This is a genomic window from Polaribacter sp. R2A056_3_33 (genome assembly GCF_019278485.1).
In the GTDB taxonomy this organism is placed as follows: Bacteria; Bacteroidota; Bacteroidia; order Flavobacteriales; family Flavobacteriaceae; genus Polaribacter.
Genome location: NZ_CP058984.1, coordinates 4170014 through 4186495, shown reverse-complemented (window position 1 = coordinate 4186495; position 16482 = coordinate 4170014). Strand labels below are relative to the sequence as shown.

At 30.3% G+C, this 16482-nt stretch carries 9 protein-coding genes; 4 read left to right on the top strand and 5 right to left on the bottom strand.

Annotated features, from left to right (window positions below; all coding sequences use genetic code 11):
- Window positions 1-77 precede the first annotated feature (77 nt).
- The 3 genes from H0I29_RS17755 to H0I29_RS17745 all read right to left on the bottom strand — a co-directional run bounded on the left by H0I29_RS17755 (window position 78) and on the right by H0I29_RS17745 (window position 4511).
- On the bottom strand, window positions 78-1952 hold the full coding sequence (locus tag H0I29_RS17755; protein ID WP_218753805.1) for a cytochrome-c peroxidase: 1875 nt from the start codon (window positions 1950-1952) through the stop codon (window positions 78-80).
- 85 nt (window positions 1953-2037) lie between these two features.
- Window positions 2038-3639: a metallophosphoesterase gene (locus tag H0I29_RS17750; protein ID WP_218753803.1), complete on the bottom strand. Its 1602-nt coding sequence runs from the start codon at window positions 3637-3639 to the stop codon at window positions 2038-2040.
- Between the two features lie 5 nt (window positions 3640-3644).
- A complete protein-coding gene (locus H0I29_RS17745) occupies window positions 3645-4511 on the bottom strand; it encodes a hypothetical protein (RefSeq protein ID WP_218753801.1) in 867 nt (288 codons plus the stop codon).
- Between the two features lie 508 nt (window positions 4512-5019).
- On the opposite strand from H0I29_RS17745, the gene H0I29_RS17740 reads away from it, so the two are divergent.
- The 4 genes from H0I29_RS17740 to H0I29_RS17725 all read left to right on the top strand — a co-directional run bounded on the left by H0I29_RS17740 (window position 5020) and on the right by H0I29_RS17725 (window position 11555).
- Window positions 5020-5598, top strand: a complete 579-nt coding sequence (locus tag H0I29_RS17740) for an RNA polymerase sigma factor (RefSeq protein ID WP_218730841.1) — start codon at window positions 5020-5022, stop codon at window positions 5596-5598.
- Window positions 5599-5710: 112 nt separating this feature from the next.
- Window positions 5711-6652, top strand: a complete 942-nt coding sequence (locus H0I29_RS17735) for a FecR family protein (RefSeq protein WP_218753799.1) — start codon at window positions 5711-5713, stop codon at window positions 6650-6652.
- A gap of 153 nt (window positions 6653-6805) precedes the next feature.
- Window positions 6806-9976, top strand: a complete 3171-nt coding sequence (locus H0I29_RS17730) for a TonB-dependent receptor (RefSeq protein ID WP_218753797.1) — start codon at window positions 6806-6808, stop codon at window positions 9974-9976.
- Window positions 9977-10004: 28 nt separating this feature from the next.
- A complete protein-coding gene (locus H0I29_RS17725) occupies window positions 10005-11555 on the top strand; it encodes a RagB/SusD family nutrient uptake outer membrane protein (protein WP_218753795.1) in 1551 nt (516 codons plus the stop codon).
- Between the two features lie 248 nt (window positions 11556-11803).
- Here the strand turns inward: H0I29_RS17725 and H0I29_RS17720 are convergent, their stop codons facing one another.
- Window positions 11804-13342 (bottom strand): RagB/SusD family nutrient uptake outer membrane protein, encoded by a 1539-nt coding sequence (locus H0I29_RS17720; protein ID WP_218753794.1) that lies wholly within the window; start codon window positions 13340-13342, stop codon window positions 11804-11806.
- 18 nt (window positions 13343-13360) lie between these two features.
- On the bottom strand, window positions 13361-16345 hold the full coding sequence (locus tag H0I29_RS17715; protein ID WP_254712662.1) for a SusC/RagA family TonB-linked outer membrane protein: 2985 nt from the start codon (window positions 16343-16345) through the stop codon (window positions 13361-13363).
- Window positions 16346-16482 lie beyond the last annotated feature (137 nt).

Here is a 16482-nt window from a genome sequence, read left to right as displayed (position 1 = left end):
TATTTATACCAGATTAAGAGTCGTAAAATTATAATGTATTAAAATAAAAGACACATAATTATTTTAAAATGGAGTCTTTAACTCTTATTGGTTGTAAAGTCAGACGTATCTGAAAGTGTTTTTATGAAAGCGATAATATCATCAATTTCTTGTTTCGATAAATTTAAATGTGCGTTAGAAAGTGTTTGATTTTTTACTTTTATTCCCATTCCTTCTCCACCTCCTAAGTTATAAAACTCTAAAACATCTTCTAAAGTATAAAATAAACCATTGTGCATGTAGGGGGCAGTTAAATCTGCATTTCTAATAGAAACCGTTTTAAAAGAATTTTTAAAATAAGGTTGTTTATCGCCTATAAGGCCATTATTATAACGTCCTAAGTCTGTGTCTAATTTAGGGTTTATAGAATCAAAACCCTGTGTAATACCTAAAACTTCAGACTCTGATTCTAAATAAAAGGGAGGTGTAGTTCCGTTAAAAATTGGAGCAAAATGGCACGTAGCACAAGTTCCTTTTCCCATGAATAAATTAAAACCTCGTTTTGCATTTTCAGGATATTTTGTTGTTTCATTTCTTACATACCTATCAAATGGACTCTTAAAGGATTTTAAAGAATTTACATAGGCTGCAATAGCGTTACTTATAGAACGTTGGTTGATATTTTGTTTGGTAATTCCTTTGTAAGCATCTTTAAACAACGCTAGATATTTGAGATCTTTATTTAGTTTGTTAATTATAGCGTTAAAAGTAGTGTTAAACTCTAAGGGGTTATCAATAACATGAGCCACTTGAGTTTCTAAATTAGAAGCGCGCATGTCTAAAAAGTAACCCGTGGAATAACCTGCGTTTAATATGGTTGGAGCATTTCTAGCTCCAAAGTCCCCTTTTTTATTAGATATACTTTTAGGTAGACCATCTGCAAACCCTTTATTTGGATCATGGCAAGTTAAACAAGACATTTTACCACTATTAGAAAGTTGTGGATCATTAAACAATAACTTACCTAATTTAATTGTTTTTTTATTATCTAAAGGTAGGTAAACTAATTCAGAGTAAAAATCACTGTTTATAAAATTAGCATCAAATATATTTTTTACTTTATAATTTTGAGCATGCTTTTTATAAGGTTCAAGCGTGATGTTATTCAGGTTTTGAAACTCTAATAAGTTACCGTATAATGGATTTACGACTTCTTTTAAAAAGAGCATTCTATCAAATTCATTAAAATTATTTTCTAATTTTAATGAATTTTCACCTTTTTCAAAAAGTCTTTTAATATGGTGAAATTTAATAATTGCATTAGGATTTATTCCTTCCTTGTAGTGCAAAAAAGCGGTTTTCATACTTTGCAAACTCACTAAACTTTCCTCTAGACCATTTACAGAACCAGGCGTGTCGTAGCCTGTAATTCCTAGAGTGAAAATTCTAACCATTCCAGAGCGAATAGACTCTATAATTTGACTAGATTTTAACTGAATTGGTAAGTGGCTTTTTAGAAGGAAATCTACACGTTCTTTTAATTTATTAGCTAATTTTTTAATATGTTGTTTGTTTTCTAAAGAATTTTCTTCAAAAATAGCCTCATCTAATGCTTGTAAACCATTTGGTTTTATAACTTTAGTAGCTTCAAAATATTCACTTATTTTTGGTAACGGAGCTCCGTTTATATAAGTAGTATTGTAAAATGTTTGGTAATAATCAAAAATAAATTCAATTTTCTTATAAGCTAATCTTGTATTTCTTACTTGGCTTTTTATATCTTTTAAGGGAGCATTTTTATTTGTAAGTTCATCTAATAAGTTTACTTCCTTTTGAAACTTGTAAAAATTTTTTGTATGATCAAAAACTATATTTTTTAAAATGGAATCTGTTTTATAAACGGTTGTTTTTTTACCCGACAAGATAAAAAAGCAACTAAAAAGCAATATACATAAAATGCTTATTTTTTTCATTTAGTACAAGTTTTATCAACTATTAAGGCTTTTTTATCAGAATAAAAAAGCCTTAATAGTAATTTATTAAAATGAGAATTTAAAATTATTTTAAAATAACAGATTTATAAAACGTTCCCTTATCCGTTGTTATTTCTAAAATATAAGTACCTAATTCCATTTTTTTAACGTCGATAACTTTGTCATTACTTTCTTTAACCAACTGACCAATATTATTATAAAATTGAACTTTTTTTAGTTTTTCTTTAGGCTTTAAGTTGATGGTAAGTACACCGTTAATGGGATATATAAATGATTCATTATCTTTTATAATTTCTTTTTTGATAGAAGAAGATTTAATAGTGATGTTAGGTTTATTGATGGTGAAATAATCATCAATTTCATTAGTATCTCGTATAAATTTAACAGTTAAATTTTGTCCACCTTTACCATCATCATCAACCTCCATAACACAAGAACCTAGTTTATTTAAAGAAATATACATTGCTTTATGGTTTAATTCTCCGCCAGATATTTGTCCTGCAGACCCTGTTGTTATATAAACAGCTCCTTTAGTATCTTCTTTCGTTTTTATGTAAGCACCATTACCATCTATTTTTCCATCTCCAGTTCCATTTTTACCAACAATGTTACCTCCTTTAGTTGTTTGTTTAGGATTAAAACTATTAGAAAAACCTTGATGCCCGTTTAAAAAATAAGAACGTTCATAAGAATGACTATGGCCGTTTAAAACAAGGTCTATACCATTGGCTTCTAACATAGGCATAAAATTTTCTCGCATTTCAATAAGTCTATCTTCTACATCAGAATCATGAGAACCTTTAGAGTATGCAGGGTGATGGAATAAAGTTACAATCCAATCTTGTTTTGTATTTTGAATATCTGTTAAAGCCCAATTGTACATTGCATCACCAACAGCTCTACTAGAGTGGTGAGAATCTAATATTATAAAATGAATATTAGCATAATTAAAAGAGTAATAAGCTTCAGTACCAGAAGCTATTCCGCCTGCTTCTGCTTCTTTAGGAAAAGAAAAAATATCATAATAAGGACCAGATTGCGTGTCTGAATCAGCAGTGTAACCATCGTGATTCCCTAAACAAGACCAAGCAACAGATTTTTTTAGCATCTCGTTATAAACATCAAAAAAAGCAAGTTTGTACTCTATATCCGTCCCGCTACTATAGGCATTATCGCCTAAAAATAACATCATATCTGTTTTACCTGTGTTTATAGAATCTGTATCAACATATTTATAATAGGCATCTCTTACGTTTCTTTGACTTTTATTATCTGTACCAGGATCACCTAAAATCCAAGCACGAACAAATTGATCTGTACCAACTTTTGGAGCAGTTATTACATACATATCACCAGAAATACTTTCGGCTAAAACTTCCTCTTGATTACCAATATTAAAATAGTATTTTGTGTTTGGTTGTAAATTAGATAAAGCAACTTGGTGTTCTGTTGTTTTATTTTTATTGATTTTATTGTTAGATAAAGAATCTAATCTAGTTCCGTAATTAACAACAGATGCTGTTGCAATATCTGTTCGCCATTTTACAATAACGCTTGTAGGTGTTCCGCTTTGTAAATAAGGACCTCTTTTTACAATGACAGAAGTTTGAGAAAATAAAGACACAGAAATTAATGTCAATAGTAAAAATATGCTTTTTTTAATCATAATATTTAGTTGTTAATGGCGTTTTCTAAAGTTTTAATTTGTTGTTTTAACTTAATTGTAGAGTTCATTTTTTTTAATTTAGCATCTAATTTTTCTATATTAATAGAAGCTAATTGTATGGCTATATTTGCTTGCTGATGTTGGTGTAAACTTGCTAAATACTTAGCTTTTTTATAATACCAAAACTCTTTTCTGTTGTATTCTATAATAAAATAATTGTATTGTGTAATTACTTTTTCTGTTTGATTAGATTCTTTTAAATAATCTAACTTTTTAAGTTGAAGAGATAATGTATTTGTACCCAATTTTTCTAAACCTACTTCTATTACTTGTAAAGCATCTTTATAATTTTTATTATTTTCTACAAGTATTATTTTTGCATATTCTAAAATATTTTCTGGGCGAATATCTTGTAGATTATCAATAACATATTTATATGCTGTTACCGATTTTTTATAGGCTTTTAAATTGAATAATATTTGGGCTTCTAGCTTTTTAGCTTTGGTATTTAATTTCTCTTTTTTTAAATAAGAAGTTATCGCTTTTAAAGCTTCATTATATTCTTCTGATAAATAATTTACCTCAGCAATTCTATATTCTAAAGCATTATTTTTATTTCCTAAAGTTTTAGATTTTTTATAATCGATTAATGATTTATTATATTCTGTATGTTGTTGGTATAGTAAACCTCTTTGAAAATAAAGGTTAAAATTATTTGGGTCTTTTTTAATTTCTAGAGTCTTTTTTTCTATTTGAATAGATAAATCTCCGTGTGCAAATACTTGTACAGATAATAATAAAAAGGAAACAATAAAAAGTATTCTTATAAAAAGAGGATTACCAAAGTTTAGGGAATATGATTTTTTAACCATGGAATAGGAAGGTTTTTTAAAGGGCAAATGTATATAATCTATTTGCAAATGATTTTTCGAAAAATTAAAAAGATGAACTACTAAACATGTTGATAATAGAGGGCGTAACGAATATTTAATCTAGATCTAATTAACTTAACTTACTGTCAGTTAGTGTTTTATGGTTTTCTGTTATGTTTAGATTAACAATTAGTTAAGTAAATGTTTATTCTGAAGTTGTTTATTAAAACTATAATTATAGATGCTTCGGATATTCATTTATAACTAAAATAGGAACAAAACCTATTTTAAGTACTCTTATTTAGAACTTTAAAAGAGTCTGATTTTTTTATTAGAGAGGAATTTTAAGATATTACTTTTTGTTGTATTAGTGTTCTTGTAAGTGTTTAAAAAGCTTAATAACAAGTGTTTTTTATTGTCTAAAATTTTTAATTTATGATTTAACGGAATGATAATATATACTTGTTAGTAGTTGCGGTTAAATGCTTTTTTTTTGTAAAATATAAAGATGATAACAATTAAACTTATGGGTAAGAAGCAAGACTACAATAAGGCCTACAATGAGTATTGGTATCAATTATTTGGGTATGCGAATAATATTTTACGTTCTAGTGAAGATGCAGAAGATGTTACGCAAGAAGTTTTTTTAGATTTATGGAATCGCTTAGACAATTTATCAATAGAACATTATAAAGCCTATTTATTTAAAGCTGTAAAATTTCAATGTGCAAAAAGACTTCGTAATAAACCTTTTACGGAAGTTTTGTTAGAAAAAATGGAAGCTATTTTAAATTTTGATGATACAGCAGAAAGTGAAAAAATAGAAGAAAATAAAGTATTACTGATAAAAAAAATAGATGTTTTAGCCGACGACTTGTTGCCCGAAAGATGTCTTCAGATTTTTAAACTTCGGTTTAAAGAGAGTTTAAGTTACAAAGAAATTGCTTCTGTATTAAATATTTCTACAAGTACAGTTGATAACCAAATAAGCAAAGCCTTAAAAATTTTACGAGAGTCAGGAGTTTATAATTCAGAAATGATGTTACTTCAATTTGTGTTAATAGGTATTGTATCTGCACAATGTTAATTAAGTGTTATCTAGGTTAACAAAACTTTAACTTCAAATAAAAACATAGGGGATATTTAAAATCTCGGTACTTAACAGTAGAGGAATCTATTTTCCAATATATAAGTACACTATGACAGAACAGAGTTTTAAAATTATTTTAAAAAAATACGAAGAAGGAACCGCTACGCAAAAAGAAATTGAAAGTGTAGAATCTTTTTTCGATGAAATGCAAAAAGGCGGAAAAAATCCTGCGGATTTTAAATACAATCTTTCCCTTAAAAACAAAATTTACAAAAGAATAGAGAAAAATAAAAAGCCAAAAATAATTTGGCGTTGGGCAATTGCAGCTTCTATTGTTTTTCTATTAGGTTTTAACTTTTATTCTGTAAGTAATAATAAAGGAATTTTATTTTTCGGAAATCAGAATAAAACAGCACAAGTTTTAAAAGTAACTCATTTGAACGAGCAGGTAAAAGTTTATTTACCAGATGGTTCTTTAGTTGTTTTAAATGGGGATAGTTCTATAGAATATCCTAAAAATTTTAATGATACAATTAGGTTAGTAAAGCTAAAAGGGGAAGCTTTTTTTGATGTAACTAAAAACCCAAAGAAACCATTTGTTATTGAATCTGGTAAAATTAGAACCAAAGTTTTAGGTACTTCTTTTAATATAAGAGAAACAAAAAATACTACAGAAGTAGTAGTTAATACAGGTTTGGTAAACGTAACATCTAAACAAGAATCTGTATTTATCAAACCTAACCAAAAAGTAATTTATAAAAAGAATACAAATAAACTTTATAAGAAAGAGGTAAATGCAGAAGTAACAAATCTTTGGAGGAAAGAAGAAGTGGTTTTAGAAAAAATAAAAATTGAAGAGTTAGTAGTAGAGCTTCAAAAGTTATATAAAATTCCATTTGTTTTTAAAACAGATAACCTTAAAGAGGAGTATTTCTATTCATTAAAATTATCTAAAAATGAAACATTAGATAATTTAATAGAGCGTATCAATTTTATCAACGAAGTAAAACTAATCAAAAATAATAATATGGTTAAAATAGTGAAAAAATAGAGATAATAATTAAATAAAAATCATAAGAATTACATTATAACAAAGTAAAAACTAAGACTTAATTAAATGAGGAAAAATCACAGTAAAACAGTACAAGTATTACTATTTGTATGTTTTTTTAGTACGATTCAGATGTTTGGAGCATCTAAAAATATGAATACAATAAATTTAACTCTAAATGAAAAAGGAGCTACACTTGTAAAAATTTTAAACAAAATAGCTAATGTAACTCATTATAATATTACTTATGGCGATTTTATTGCCAAGAATAACAATCAATACAGTGCTGTTTATAAAAATAAATCATTGACTTTAATTTTAGAAGACTTAGGTAAACGTGCTCAGTTTGATTTTAAAGTAAATGGAGATGAAATTTTAATTGGTAAAATAAAAGAAGCTAAACAACCACTACAAAAAGTGGTAATTACGGGAAATATTGTAGATGAAATGGGAGAACCTTTACCTGGAGCTACTATTCTAGAAAAAGGAACAAATAATGGAGTTACAACAGATTTTAATGGGCTATTTTCATTAAAAGTTTCTACTAATAATGCTGTAATTGTAGTTTCATATTTAGGTTTTGTAACACAAGAAGTTCCGTTAAACGGAAAAAAAGAAATTTCTGTTCGTTTAATAATGGATTCATCTAGTTTAGATGAGGTTGTAATTGTAGGATATGGAAGTGTTAAAAAAAGTGATTTAACAGGTTCTGTTTCTTCTATCGACTCAGAAGATTTGGTTGCTTTTCCAGTAATGGATGCAACACAAGCATTACAAGGAAGAGCTGCAGGTGTAACTGTACAATCTACAAACGGTGCGCCAGGTTCTGATTATAGCATTCAAATTAGAGGAAATACTTCTATAAATGCGGGTAATGATCCTTTAATTGTTGTGGATGGTTTTATTGGTGGGGTTATGCCTCCGGCGGAAGATATAGAAGCGATGGAAATTCTTAAAGATGCTTCTTCTACAGCAATTTATGGTGCAAGAGGTGCAAACGGAGTGGTAATAATAAGTACAAGAAGAGGTGCAAAGGGAAAAACACAATTTAGTTTTTCTTCTTCTTACTCAACGCATGAAGAGATCAATCGTTTAGATTTATTAAACGCAGATCAGTTTACAACTTTTATTAAAGAATTAGACCCTAGCTTTGTGTCCGAATTTACAGGAGAAGGAGTAGATTGGCAAGACAAAATCTATAGAACAGGTGGAGTTCAAAATTATCAACTATCTGCTTCTGGAGGAACTGAAAAAGTAAACTATTATTTATCGGGTTCTATTTTTGATCAAAAAGGAATTGTAGAAAATTCAGATTTTAATAGATACTCTATAACTTCTAATCTAGACTTAAAGGTATCAGAATCTGTAAAATTAGGTTCAAGTATTTTTGTTCGTAGAACTAATAAAAACGGAGTTAAAAGTCAAGAAGGAGGAGATGCAGCACAAACAGGTGTAATTTCTGGAGCTTATAAATTTTCGCCAACACAAGGGGTTACAGATGAAAATGGAGACAATTCTTTAAGTATCATTGGTTACCCTATTGATAATCCGTATGCTTTAGCAAAAGAGTATAAAAATGAGACAATTACAGATTTGTTTCAGGGTAATGTATATGCAGAAGTTGGACTTTTTAAAGATTTAAAATTTAAATCGACTTTAGGTGTTAGTATCAATCAATCTAGAACCGGACGTTATTACCCAACAACTTTAGATAGGGGGAATAGTGTAGGTGGTGAAGCTACTTTTAGTACAAGAAAGAGTACAAGTTTTATCAACGAAAATTATTTAACGTACAATAAAACTATTGGTAAAAAGCATGATTTTTCTATTATGGCTGGTTATTCTTTACAAAAAGATAGATCAGAATCATCTAATATAATTGCTTCTGGTTTTATTTCTGATTCTTTTTCTTTTTGGAATTTAGGAGGAGGAACAAACCCTGCTTCTGTAGATTCAGAATTATCAGAAACTGCTTTTGAAGCTTTCTTTGGTAGAATTAATTACACGTTAGACAATAAATATTTATTTACGTTTACTGGGCGTCAAGAAGGAGCTTCTGTATTTGCAGCAAATAATAAGTATGGTTTTTTTCCATCAGCAGCTTTTGGTTGGAAAATTTCTGAAGAACAATTTTTATCAGAATCAAACGTCATCAACTTATTAAAACTACGTATGAGTTATGGTCAAGTTGGTAACCAGGCAATTAGTCCTTATCAATCTTTAGCATCATTTACAGATGTTTTTTCTACAGTACAAGGTAGTGCAGTTACAGCTATAAGGCCGTCTACAATTTCTAATAACGATTTAACTTGGGAAACCACTACACAAACTAATATTGGGTTAGATCTTCAGGTTTTAAGAAATCGATTTGGTGTTACTTTAGATTATTATAATATGAGAACCAATGATCTTTTATTTGATGTACCAACACCAAATTATACAGGTTTTTTAACGCAGTTACAAAACATTGGTACCGTAGAAAATAAAGGATTTGAATTTGCTGTAAATGCAACTATTCTACAAGGAGATTTAAAATGGAAAACGTACGCTAACATTTCATTCAATAAAAACAAAATAATAAAACTAGTTGATAATGATACTGATGGGAATGATATATTTTATTCATCATCACCGTTGTCTGGAGCAGGAACTACACAGTTATTAAGAGAAGGTTTATCTGTTGGTCAATTTTGGGGATATCTTTATGATGGTGTTGTACAAACTACAGATGATGTACTTGTTGGTGGAGAAGAAATTGGAGGTGAAAAGTTTAAAGACCTTAACGGAGATGACGCTTTAACAGATGATGATAGAGCAGTTATTGGAGATCCGCATCCAGATTTTAGTTGGGGTTGGAATAATGATTTTAGTTATAAAAACTTCAGTCTTAATGTATTTGTCCAAGGTTCTAAAGGTGGAGAAATATTAAATTATACTTTAATGGAATTAGGTGCTTTAAACGGTAGAACAAATGTTACTACAGAAGCACTTAATCGTTGGTCGCCTACAAATACAGATACAGATATTCCTGAAGCAAGAGTCAGTAGAAGCTTTGTTACTTCAGACAGATGGGTAGATGATGCAAGTTATATTAGAGTAAAAAATATTTCTTTAGGATATAATTTCTCAGAAGCATTGTTATCTAAAATTAATCTGTCTTCTGTTAGATTATATTTAAGTGGACAAAATTTATTTACAATTACAGATTATAAAGGGATAGATCCAGAAGTATCTTATAGTAATTCTAGTAGTAATATAGGACTAGATTATGGTAGTTACCCAAGCGTTAAATCTTACACTTTAGGGTTAAACATAGAATTTTAGTATTTAATAAAAATTTGAAATTATAATTATGAATAATATAATAAAATTATCTGCCTTAGCTGTTTTAACTTTTATGGTTAGTTGTGTAGATTTAGATGAAACACCAGAAGGCTCTTTAACTCCTGAAGGATTTTTTAATACAGTAGAAGATGTATACCCAATGATAGATGGTACATATGGCTTAATGGCTTCTTCTAGTTATTACGGAGCCGGACTTACAGTTCCGTTACAATTAATGAGTGACATGGTAGATAACGGATATGAATTTGGTGATTATGCCGAGTTTAGTCCATTTTTAGTAACGCCAACAAACTCTTATGTAAACGATGTTTGGGCATCTTCATATCAAACAATTGCAACAGCCAATACAGCAATAAAAGGAATTGGTCTTTTAAATGATACAAATGAAGAAGAGAAAATTCTAGCAGAAGGAGAAGCAAGGTTTGTTCGTGCATTTTTGTATTATCATTTGGTAAGACTTTATGGTAACATTCCTTATATCGATAATCCAGATATTGCAGATCCTTTAAGTATAAAACAAGCTACTAAAGAAGAAGTGTATGCTAAAATTATAGAAGATATGACGTTTGCTTTTAATCATTTAGAGATGACTTCTAGAGGAAGTGTAAAATCTAGACCGTCTAAAGGTACAGCTGCTACTTATTTATCGTCTATATATTTGACGCTAGGTAATTGGGAGAAATCTTATGAAAATGCGAAATGGGTAATTGATAATGCCGGTCAATTAAACTATGCTTTACAAGATGATTATCAAAATATATTTAGAAATAGTGAACAGTGGGTTTCTACAGAAGATATTTTTACAATAGATTTTACGAATAATCAAACTGGGCAAAACCCTAATCCGGTTACTTATGAAAACGATAATAAAGTTGGACCATTTAATGGAGTAGAAGGTGGAGTGAAACCTATAAGAGGATGGAGTATGTTAGTACCTCACATTAATGTTTATAATAATTGGGATGTTAGAGATTACAGATTAAAAGTAAGTTTAGCAGATTCTCTAATCTTAGATGATGGTACTGATGTTGTAAGACCTTATACCGATTTTGAAATAGCAAGACCACATATAGCAAAGTTTAATAGATTTCCAGGAGAAGGGAGAACTACTGCAGGATGGAGATCTGATTTAGATTTTGTTGCTTTTAGATATGCAGAAGTTTTATTGATTGCTGCAGAATCTGCTAACGAATTAGGTTTAACTACCGAAGCTGTTGGATATTTAAATCAAATTAGAAAACGTGCAAGAAATGCAGGTGCTATTAATTTTGAAGGAAGTGGCTATGGTGTTTATATGGCTTCAAGCTATCCAGAAGATGTTGATGCTAGTATCAATAAAGAAAATTTAAGAACAACCATTATAGAAGAAAGACGTGTAGAGCTTGCTTTTGAATTTAAAAGATGGTACGATATTGTTCGTTTAGATTTAGGAAACGAAGTTTTTAATATTGATGGATTAGAACCTCAATCTAATTTTAATGAGTTTAGATACTTGTTACCAATTCCTCAAGATGAAATGAATAAAAATAAAAATTTTGTACAAAATTCTGGATATTAAAAAACATAAAAAGATTTAATATAATATCACCTCTCTTTAAAGTTATTTTAGGTAGAGGTATATTATATTTCTAAAATAAGGTTTGTTCTCTATTATTTTTGATTGAATAATATGAAGTTTATATGATAATTTCAGAAGAAAAAGGATCTTGAAGTTTTGTTTTTTTAATAAATAAAGCAGCATAAAATTAGTTTTTATGCTGCCTTATTCTTCTTAGAATAAAATTGGGGGACTAAAATTGTTAATTGTTAATATCCTGGGTTCTGATCTGCAATTGTTAATTCTGAGTTTTTATCTATTTCTGTAATAGGAATAGGGAATAGGTCGTTTTTAGAAGTGTAGCCTGTGCCAGACAATTCTGTTGCTGCTTTTCCCCATCTCACTAAATCCCAAAAACGCTGACCTTCATGTGCTAATTCTAAGAATTTTTCATTGACAATAGCATCAAATAAATCGGTACCACTAGTGTTACTATTAATATTACTTAAACCAGCTCTATTTCTAACTTTATCTAATTCTGTTCTTGCTTTAGAGTCTTGCCCGTCTTTATTATATGCTTCAGCAGCTAATAATAAAACTTCTGCATATCTAAATAACCTAAAATTAGTGCTGTAATTTAATTCTTTAATACCGTCTTCACTTGTGTCTTCAGATTTTGTTGCGTATTTTATTCTTATAGCTCCTTCATAATCCCAAATTACTCCTCCTGTAGCTAGTGAAGCATTTACACTTCCGCCTGCATCAATTAATTCAGCTTCTGTCATAATAGTTGCTGCTTTTCTGTCTGTGTCTCCTGCATCTTCAAAAGCATTTATTAATTTTTCTGACGGTAAGTTAAATCCCCATCCATTAATAAGGTCTGTACCTGTAAGATCAAAGATTCCGTCTCCTCTTGGTCCCATTAATTGAATGTGTAGATTACTTTCATTTCTACCTCCCCAAGCAAAGTTACCCCAATCTCTTGCAGTTGTAGAAATATATCCTATTTCGAATAATGATTCTTTTCCAAATTCATGATTAATGCTCCAAACATCTGCGGGGTTTGCTTCTAAATCGATAGCAGGATTATTAATTACAGATTCAAAATATGGAATTGATTCGCTATACTTTTCTTGAAAAACGAGCACTTTACCCATTAATGCTTCTGCAGTTTCTTTAGTTGCTCTAAAACTATCTGACGCTCCTTTTCCGGGTAAATCAGCAATAGCATCAATTAAATCTAGTTCAATTTGGGTATATATGTCTGCTCTTGATGATTTTACGATTCCAAAATCTTCAGCTTTTTCTGGTACTGTTAATCTTAAAGGAACTTCACCAAACATGGTTGTCAATTCAAAATAACACCAAGCTCTCATAAACTTAGCTTCAGCTAAAGCTCTGTCTTTGTTACTTAAATCACTATCTGCAATGTTGTTTATTACTAGGTTTGATAATGAGATAGTTCTGTAAAAAAGATCCCAAATACTAGTTATCGAAGCATTAGAAGAAGATACATCTACATAATCATCTATAGCTTGCAGTTGAGATTGATCGTCTGCATTACCTCCAGCAGCATTTGCATCGTCTCCAGGAAGTAGTTTTACTAAAAAGACACTACTCCAGTCTACAGCATAATTAAATTGCATTAAATCATAGATGCCTATAACAGCAGATTCTACATTTTCCTCTTCAAGAAAAAAGGTGTCTAAATCATCAACATTTATTCTTGGGTTTTCTGTAAATTCTTCGCTACAAGATATAATCCCTAGAAAAAGAACTCCAATAATTGTTAAAATTGTTTTTTTCATAATATGTATGTTTTTTTATTAAAAGTCTAGAGAGAGTCCGAATACTACTTTTGCTGCCGTAGGGTAAAAACCTCTATCTACACCAATAGAATTATAGTTGAAATTTCCAATTTCTGGATCTAAGCCTTTGTAACCTGTAAAGGTGAAAAAGTCATCTAAAGAAACGTAAAACCTTAAGTTGTTAATATGCATTCTTTCAATAGTGTTTTCTGGCAAAGAATATCCAAATTGAATTTGTTTAATTCTCATAAAAGAGCCATCTTCTACCATTAAATCTGTGTCATATGAGGCAATTACATTTGCGGCTCCTGGGTAGGAAGCTACGACACCTGGTTGTGTCCATCTTTCATTAAAGAAATGTACTGGTTTGTTGGTAATTGGTCTAGACGGTTGATGATACGTTGAAATAATATCATTACCCAATGTTCCTTGAAATTGTAGGTTAAAATCAAACGCTTTATACGCTAAACTGATGTTTCCTCCAAATAGAACATCTGGATGCGGTGATCCTATATTTGTTTTATCAGCATTTGTAATACTTCCATCTTTATTGGTGTCTACTTTTATAACTTCACCAGTTGCAGTATCAATTCCATTCGTTTCGTATCCATAGAAATACCATGAAGGCTGCCCTTCTGTAAACCTTGTAATTCCGTCTGGGTTTTGAGGAGCACCTGCACCTGCAAGAGAAGTCCCTTCAGGTACAAATAGAATCTCTGTTACTTTGTTTTGTAGAGTAGATAAGTTTGCATTAATATTGTAGCTAAGTCCACTTTGTGTAGTATCTCCATAGCCTAACTCAAATTCGAAGCCTTTATTTTCTATGGTACCAGAATTAAATTCATTAGAAAGAAACCCTGCCGAACCAGGTGTAATTAAAGAACCGTCGTTAATAATAGCATCTCTAGTTGTTTTCTTGTAATAATCTGCGGCGAAAGTTAGCTTGTTATCTAACGCTCTTAAGTCTACTCCCAAATCTAACTGTTCTGAAGTTTCCCACACTAAGTTAAGGTTTGAGTATCCTGTAATTTGAGCACCTATATTTCCTAAATAATCAATATTTTGTCCGTTAATTATTGAGGTAATATATGTTTTATCTGAGTTACCATTTAAGTTACTTCTACTTCCATTTTGCCCCCAACTTGCTCTTAACTTTAAATAATCTATTTTAGATTCTCTATTCCAGAAATCTTCGTTTGAAGCTACCCAACCTGCGGAAAATGCAGGAAAAGTACCCGCTTTATTTGCTATTGGAAATTTATCTGATTTATCTCTTCTAATAGAAGCTTCAAATAAATACTTTCCTAAATAATCATAAGAAAGTCTACCGAATATAGATACCATATTATCTGGAGATGGATCTATTTGATTCACTTGAGTGTTAAATTCTGGTAAGTCAAAATTAAAGCCAATAAAATCTGCAATAGAAGCAGATCCACTTCTAGAAGTGGGTGTTGTTACTCTTGTTTCTTCTGCAGAATACCCTGCTAATAAAACAAAATTATGATTTCCCAAGGCTTTCTCGTAAGAAGCAAAATTTTCCCATAACCATCTTTTAGATTCTACAACGTTTTGAGAACCAGAATACGTTGTGTTAGATGCTTCTGAAGAAACATAATATGGATTGATCATATTCCTTGTGTCCCATTGATTTTTGTCATATCCTAATCTTGTTGTAAAAGAAAAGCCTTCAAAAGGTTTAAATTTTAAATAAGCAGAGGTTAAAAATTGATAAGCATCTACAGTAGTTTTGTTAATGTTATTTGCATAGGCAACAGGATTCACAACCTCTCCGGTAGAGTAACTTGGGTATCCATAAACGTTACCATTTGCATCTTTTAATACCGGAACACCATTTGTGTTAGAACGGTCTATAACAGATTGTGGTAAGGAACCGTTAGCATAAGTGACAGGTGTTAGTGGATCTAAAATAAGCATATTTTGAATTACACCTCTAGTATCACTATTTTCTTGAATCCCACTCTTATCTGAAGATGAATAGGTAGAGTTAACACCTACTTCTAACCATTTAGCAACATCACCTTTTAAGTTTACTCTAAAAGTAGATCTTTTAAAAGAAGAGTTTCCATTGCCAACAATACCATCTTGATCTAAATGAGAGGCAGAAGTAAAATAAGAAAATTTTTCTGTGGCTCCAGATAGGTTAATGTCATTTCTGTGCATAAGGGCAGGAGAGAAGGTTTCTTCAATCCAATCTGTATCATATCCATTGTCTGTTACACTTGTTAATCCAGCTTCATTCATGTACTGAACAAATTGTGAAGCATTCATTAACTCCATATCTGTTTTTAAAAATTGAACACCTATTTGAGAATTAAAAGTCACTTGTAACCCTCCTTTTCGTCCTCTTTTAGTTGTTATAATAACCACACCGTTAGCACCTTCTGTACCATATATAGCAGCAGAAGCAGCATCTTTTAGTATTTCGATATTTGCAATATCTGATGGAGCAATATCTGCAATAGATGATGCTTTCATACCATCTACTATAAATAAAGGCTCTGAATTACCACTAGAACCCGCACCACGAATTCTTATTTTTGCTCCAGAACCTGGTGAACCAGAAGAAGACGATACCGTAACACCAGATGTTCTACCTTGTAATACAGACTCTACTCTTTGATTAGAAGAACTTTTAATTTGTTTAGAATCGATACTAGAAATTGCTCCAGTAACTAAACTCTTTTTCTTACTACCATACCCAACAACTACAATCTCGTCTAAAGACTCTAGGTTATCTTGTAAAATTACATCTATTTTTGTACTAGTTCCAACAAGAATTGTTTGAGAATTCATCCCTAAATAAGAAAAAACTAACTCATTGTTTGGAGAAACATCGGCTATTGAGTAATTTCCCTCAAAATCTGCATTTGTACCTTTAATAGTTCCCTTAATTACAACTGATACTCCTGGTAAAGTGTTTCCTGCGGAATCCGTTACCTGACCAGTAATTGTCTTGCTTTGCGAAAAAACATTCTGCATACATAACATTAGGCATGCAATAATCGTGACTTTAAATTTTATCATCATTCATATTAATTGGTTAATTAAAATACTTGTTTTGATAAACAATGTAGCAACTAAAAAATAGTGTTATAAATTAAGTAATACTACCAATA

What these genes read in the sequence shown, in the direction of transcription:
- H0I29_RS17745 (WP_218753801.1), bottom strand. Translation starts at nt 4,511, where the DNA reads ATGGTTAAAAAATCATATTCCCTAAACTTTGGTAATCCTCTTTTTATA.
- H0I29_RS17740 (WP_218730841.1), top strand. Translation starts at nt 5,020, where the DNA reads ATGATAACAATTAAACTTATGGGTAAGAAGCAAGACTACAATAAGGCC.
- H0I29_RS17735 (WP_218753799.1), top strand. Translation starts at nt 5,711, where the DNA reads ATGACAGAACAGAGTTTTAAAATTATTTTAAAAAAATACGAAGAAGGA.
- H0I29_RS17750 (WP_218753803.1), bottom strand. Translation starts at nt 3,639, where the DNA reads ATGATTAAAAAAAGCATATTTTTACTATTGACATTAATTTCTGTGTCT.
- H0I29_RS17715 (WP_254712662.1), bottom strand. Translation starts at nt 16,345, where the DNA reads ATGCAGAATGTTTTTTCGCAAAGCAAGACAATTACTGGTCAGGTAACG.
- H0I29_RS17720 (WP_218753794.1), bottom strand. Translation starts at nt 13,342, where the DNA reads ATGAAAAAAACAATTTTAACAATTATTGGAGTTCTTTTTCTAGGGATT.
- H0I29_RS17755 (WP_218753805.1), bottom strand. Translation starts at nt 1,952, where the DNA reads ATGAAAAAAATAAGCATTTTATGTATATTGCTTTTTAGTTGCTTTTTT.
- H0I29_RS17725 (WP_218753795.1), top strand. Translation starts at nt 10,005, where the DNA reads ATGAATAATATAATAAAATTATCTGCCTTAGCTGTTTTAACTTTTATG.
- H0I29_RS17730 (WP_218753797.1), top strand. Translation starts at nt 6,806, where the DNA reads ATGAATACAATAAATTTAACTCTAAATGAAAAAGGAGCTACACTTGTA.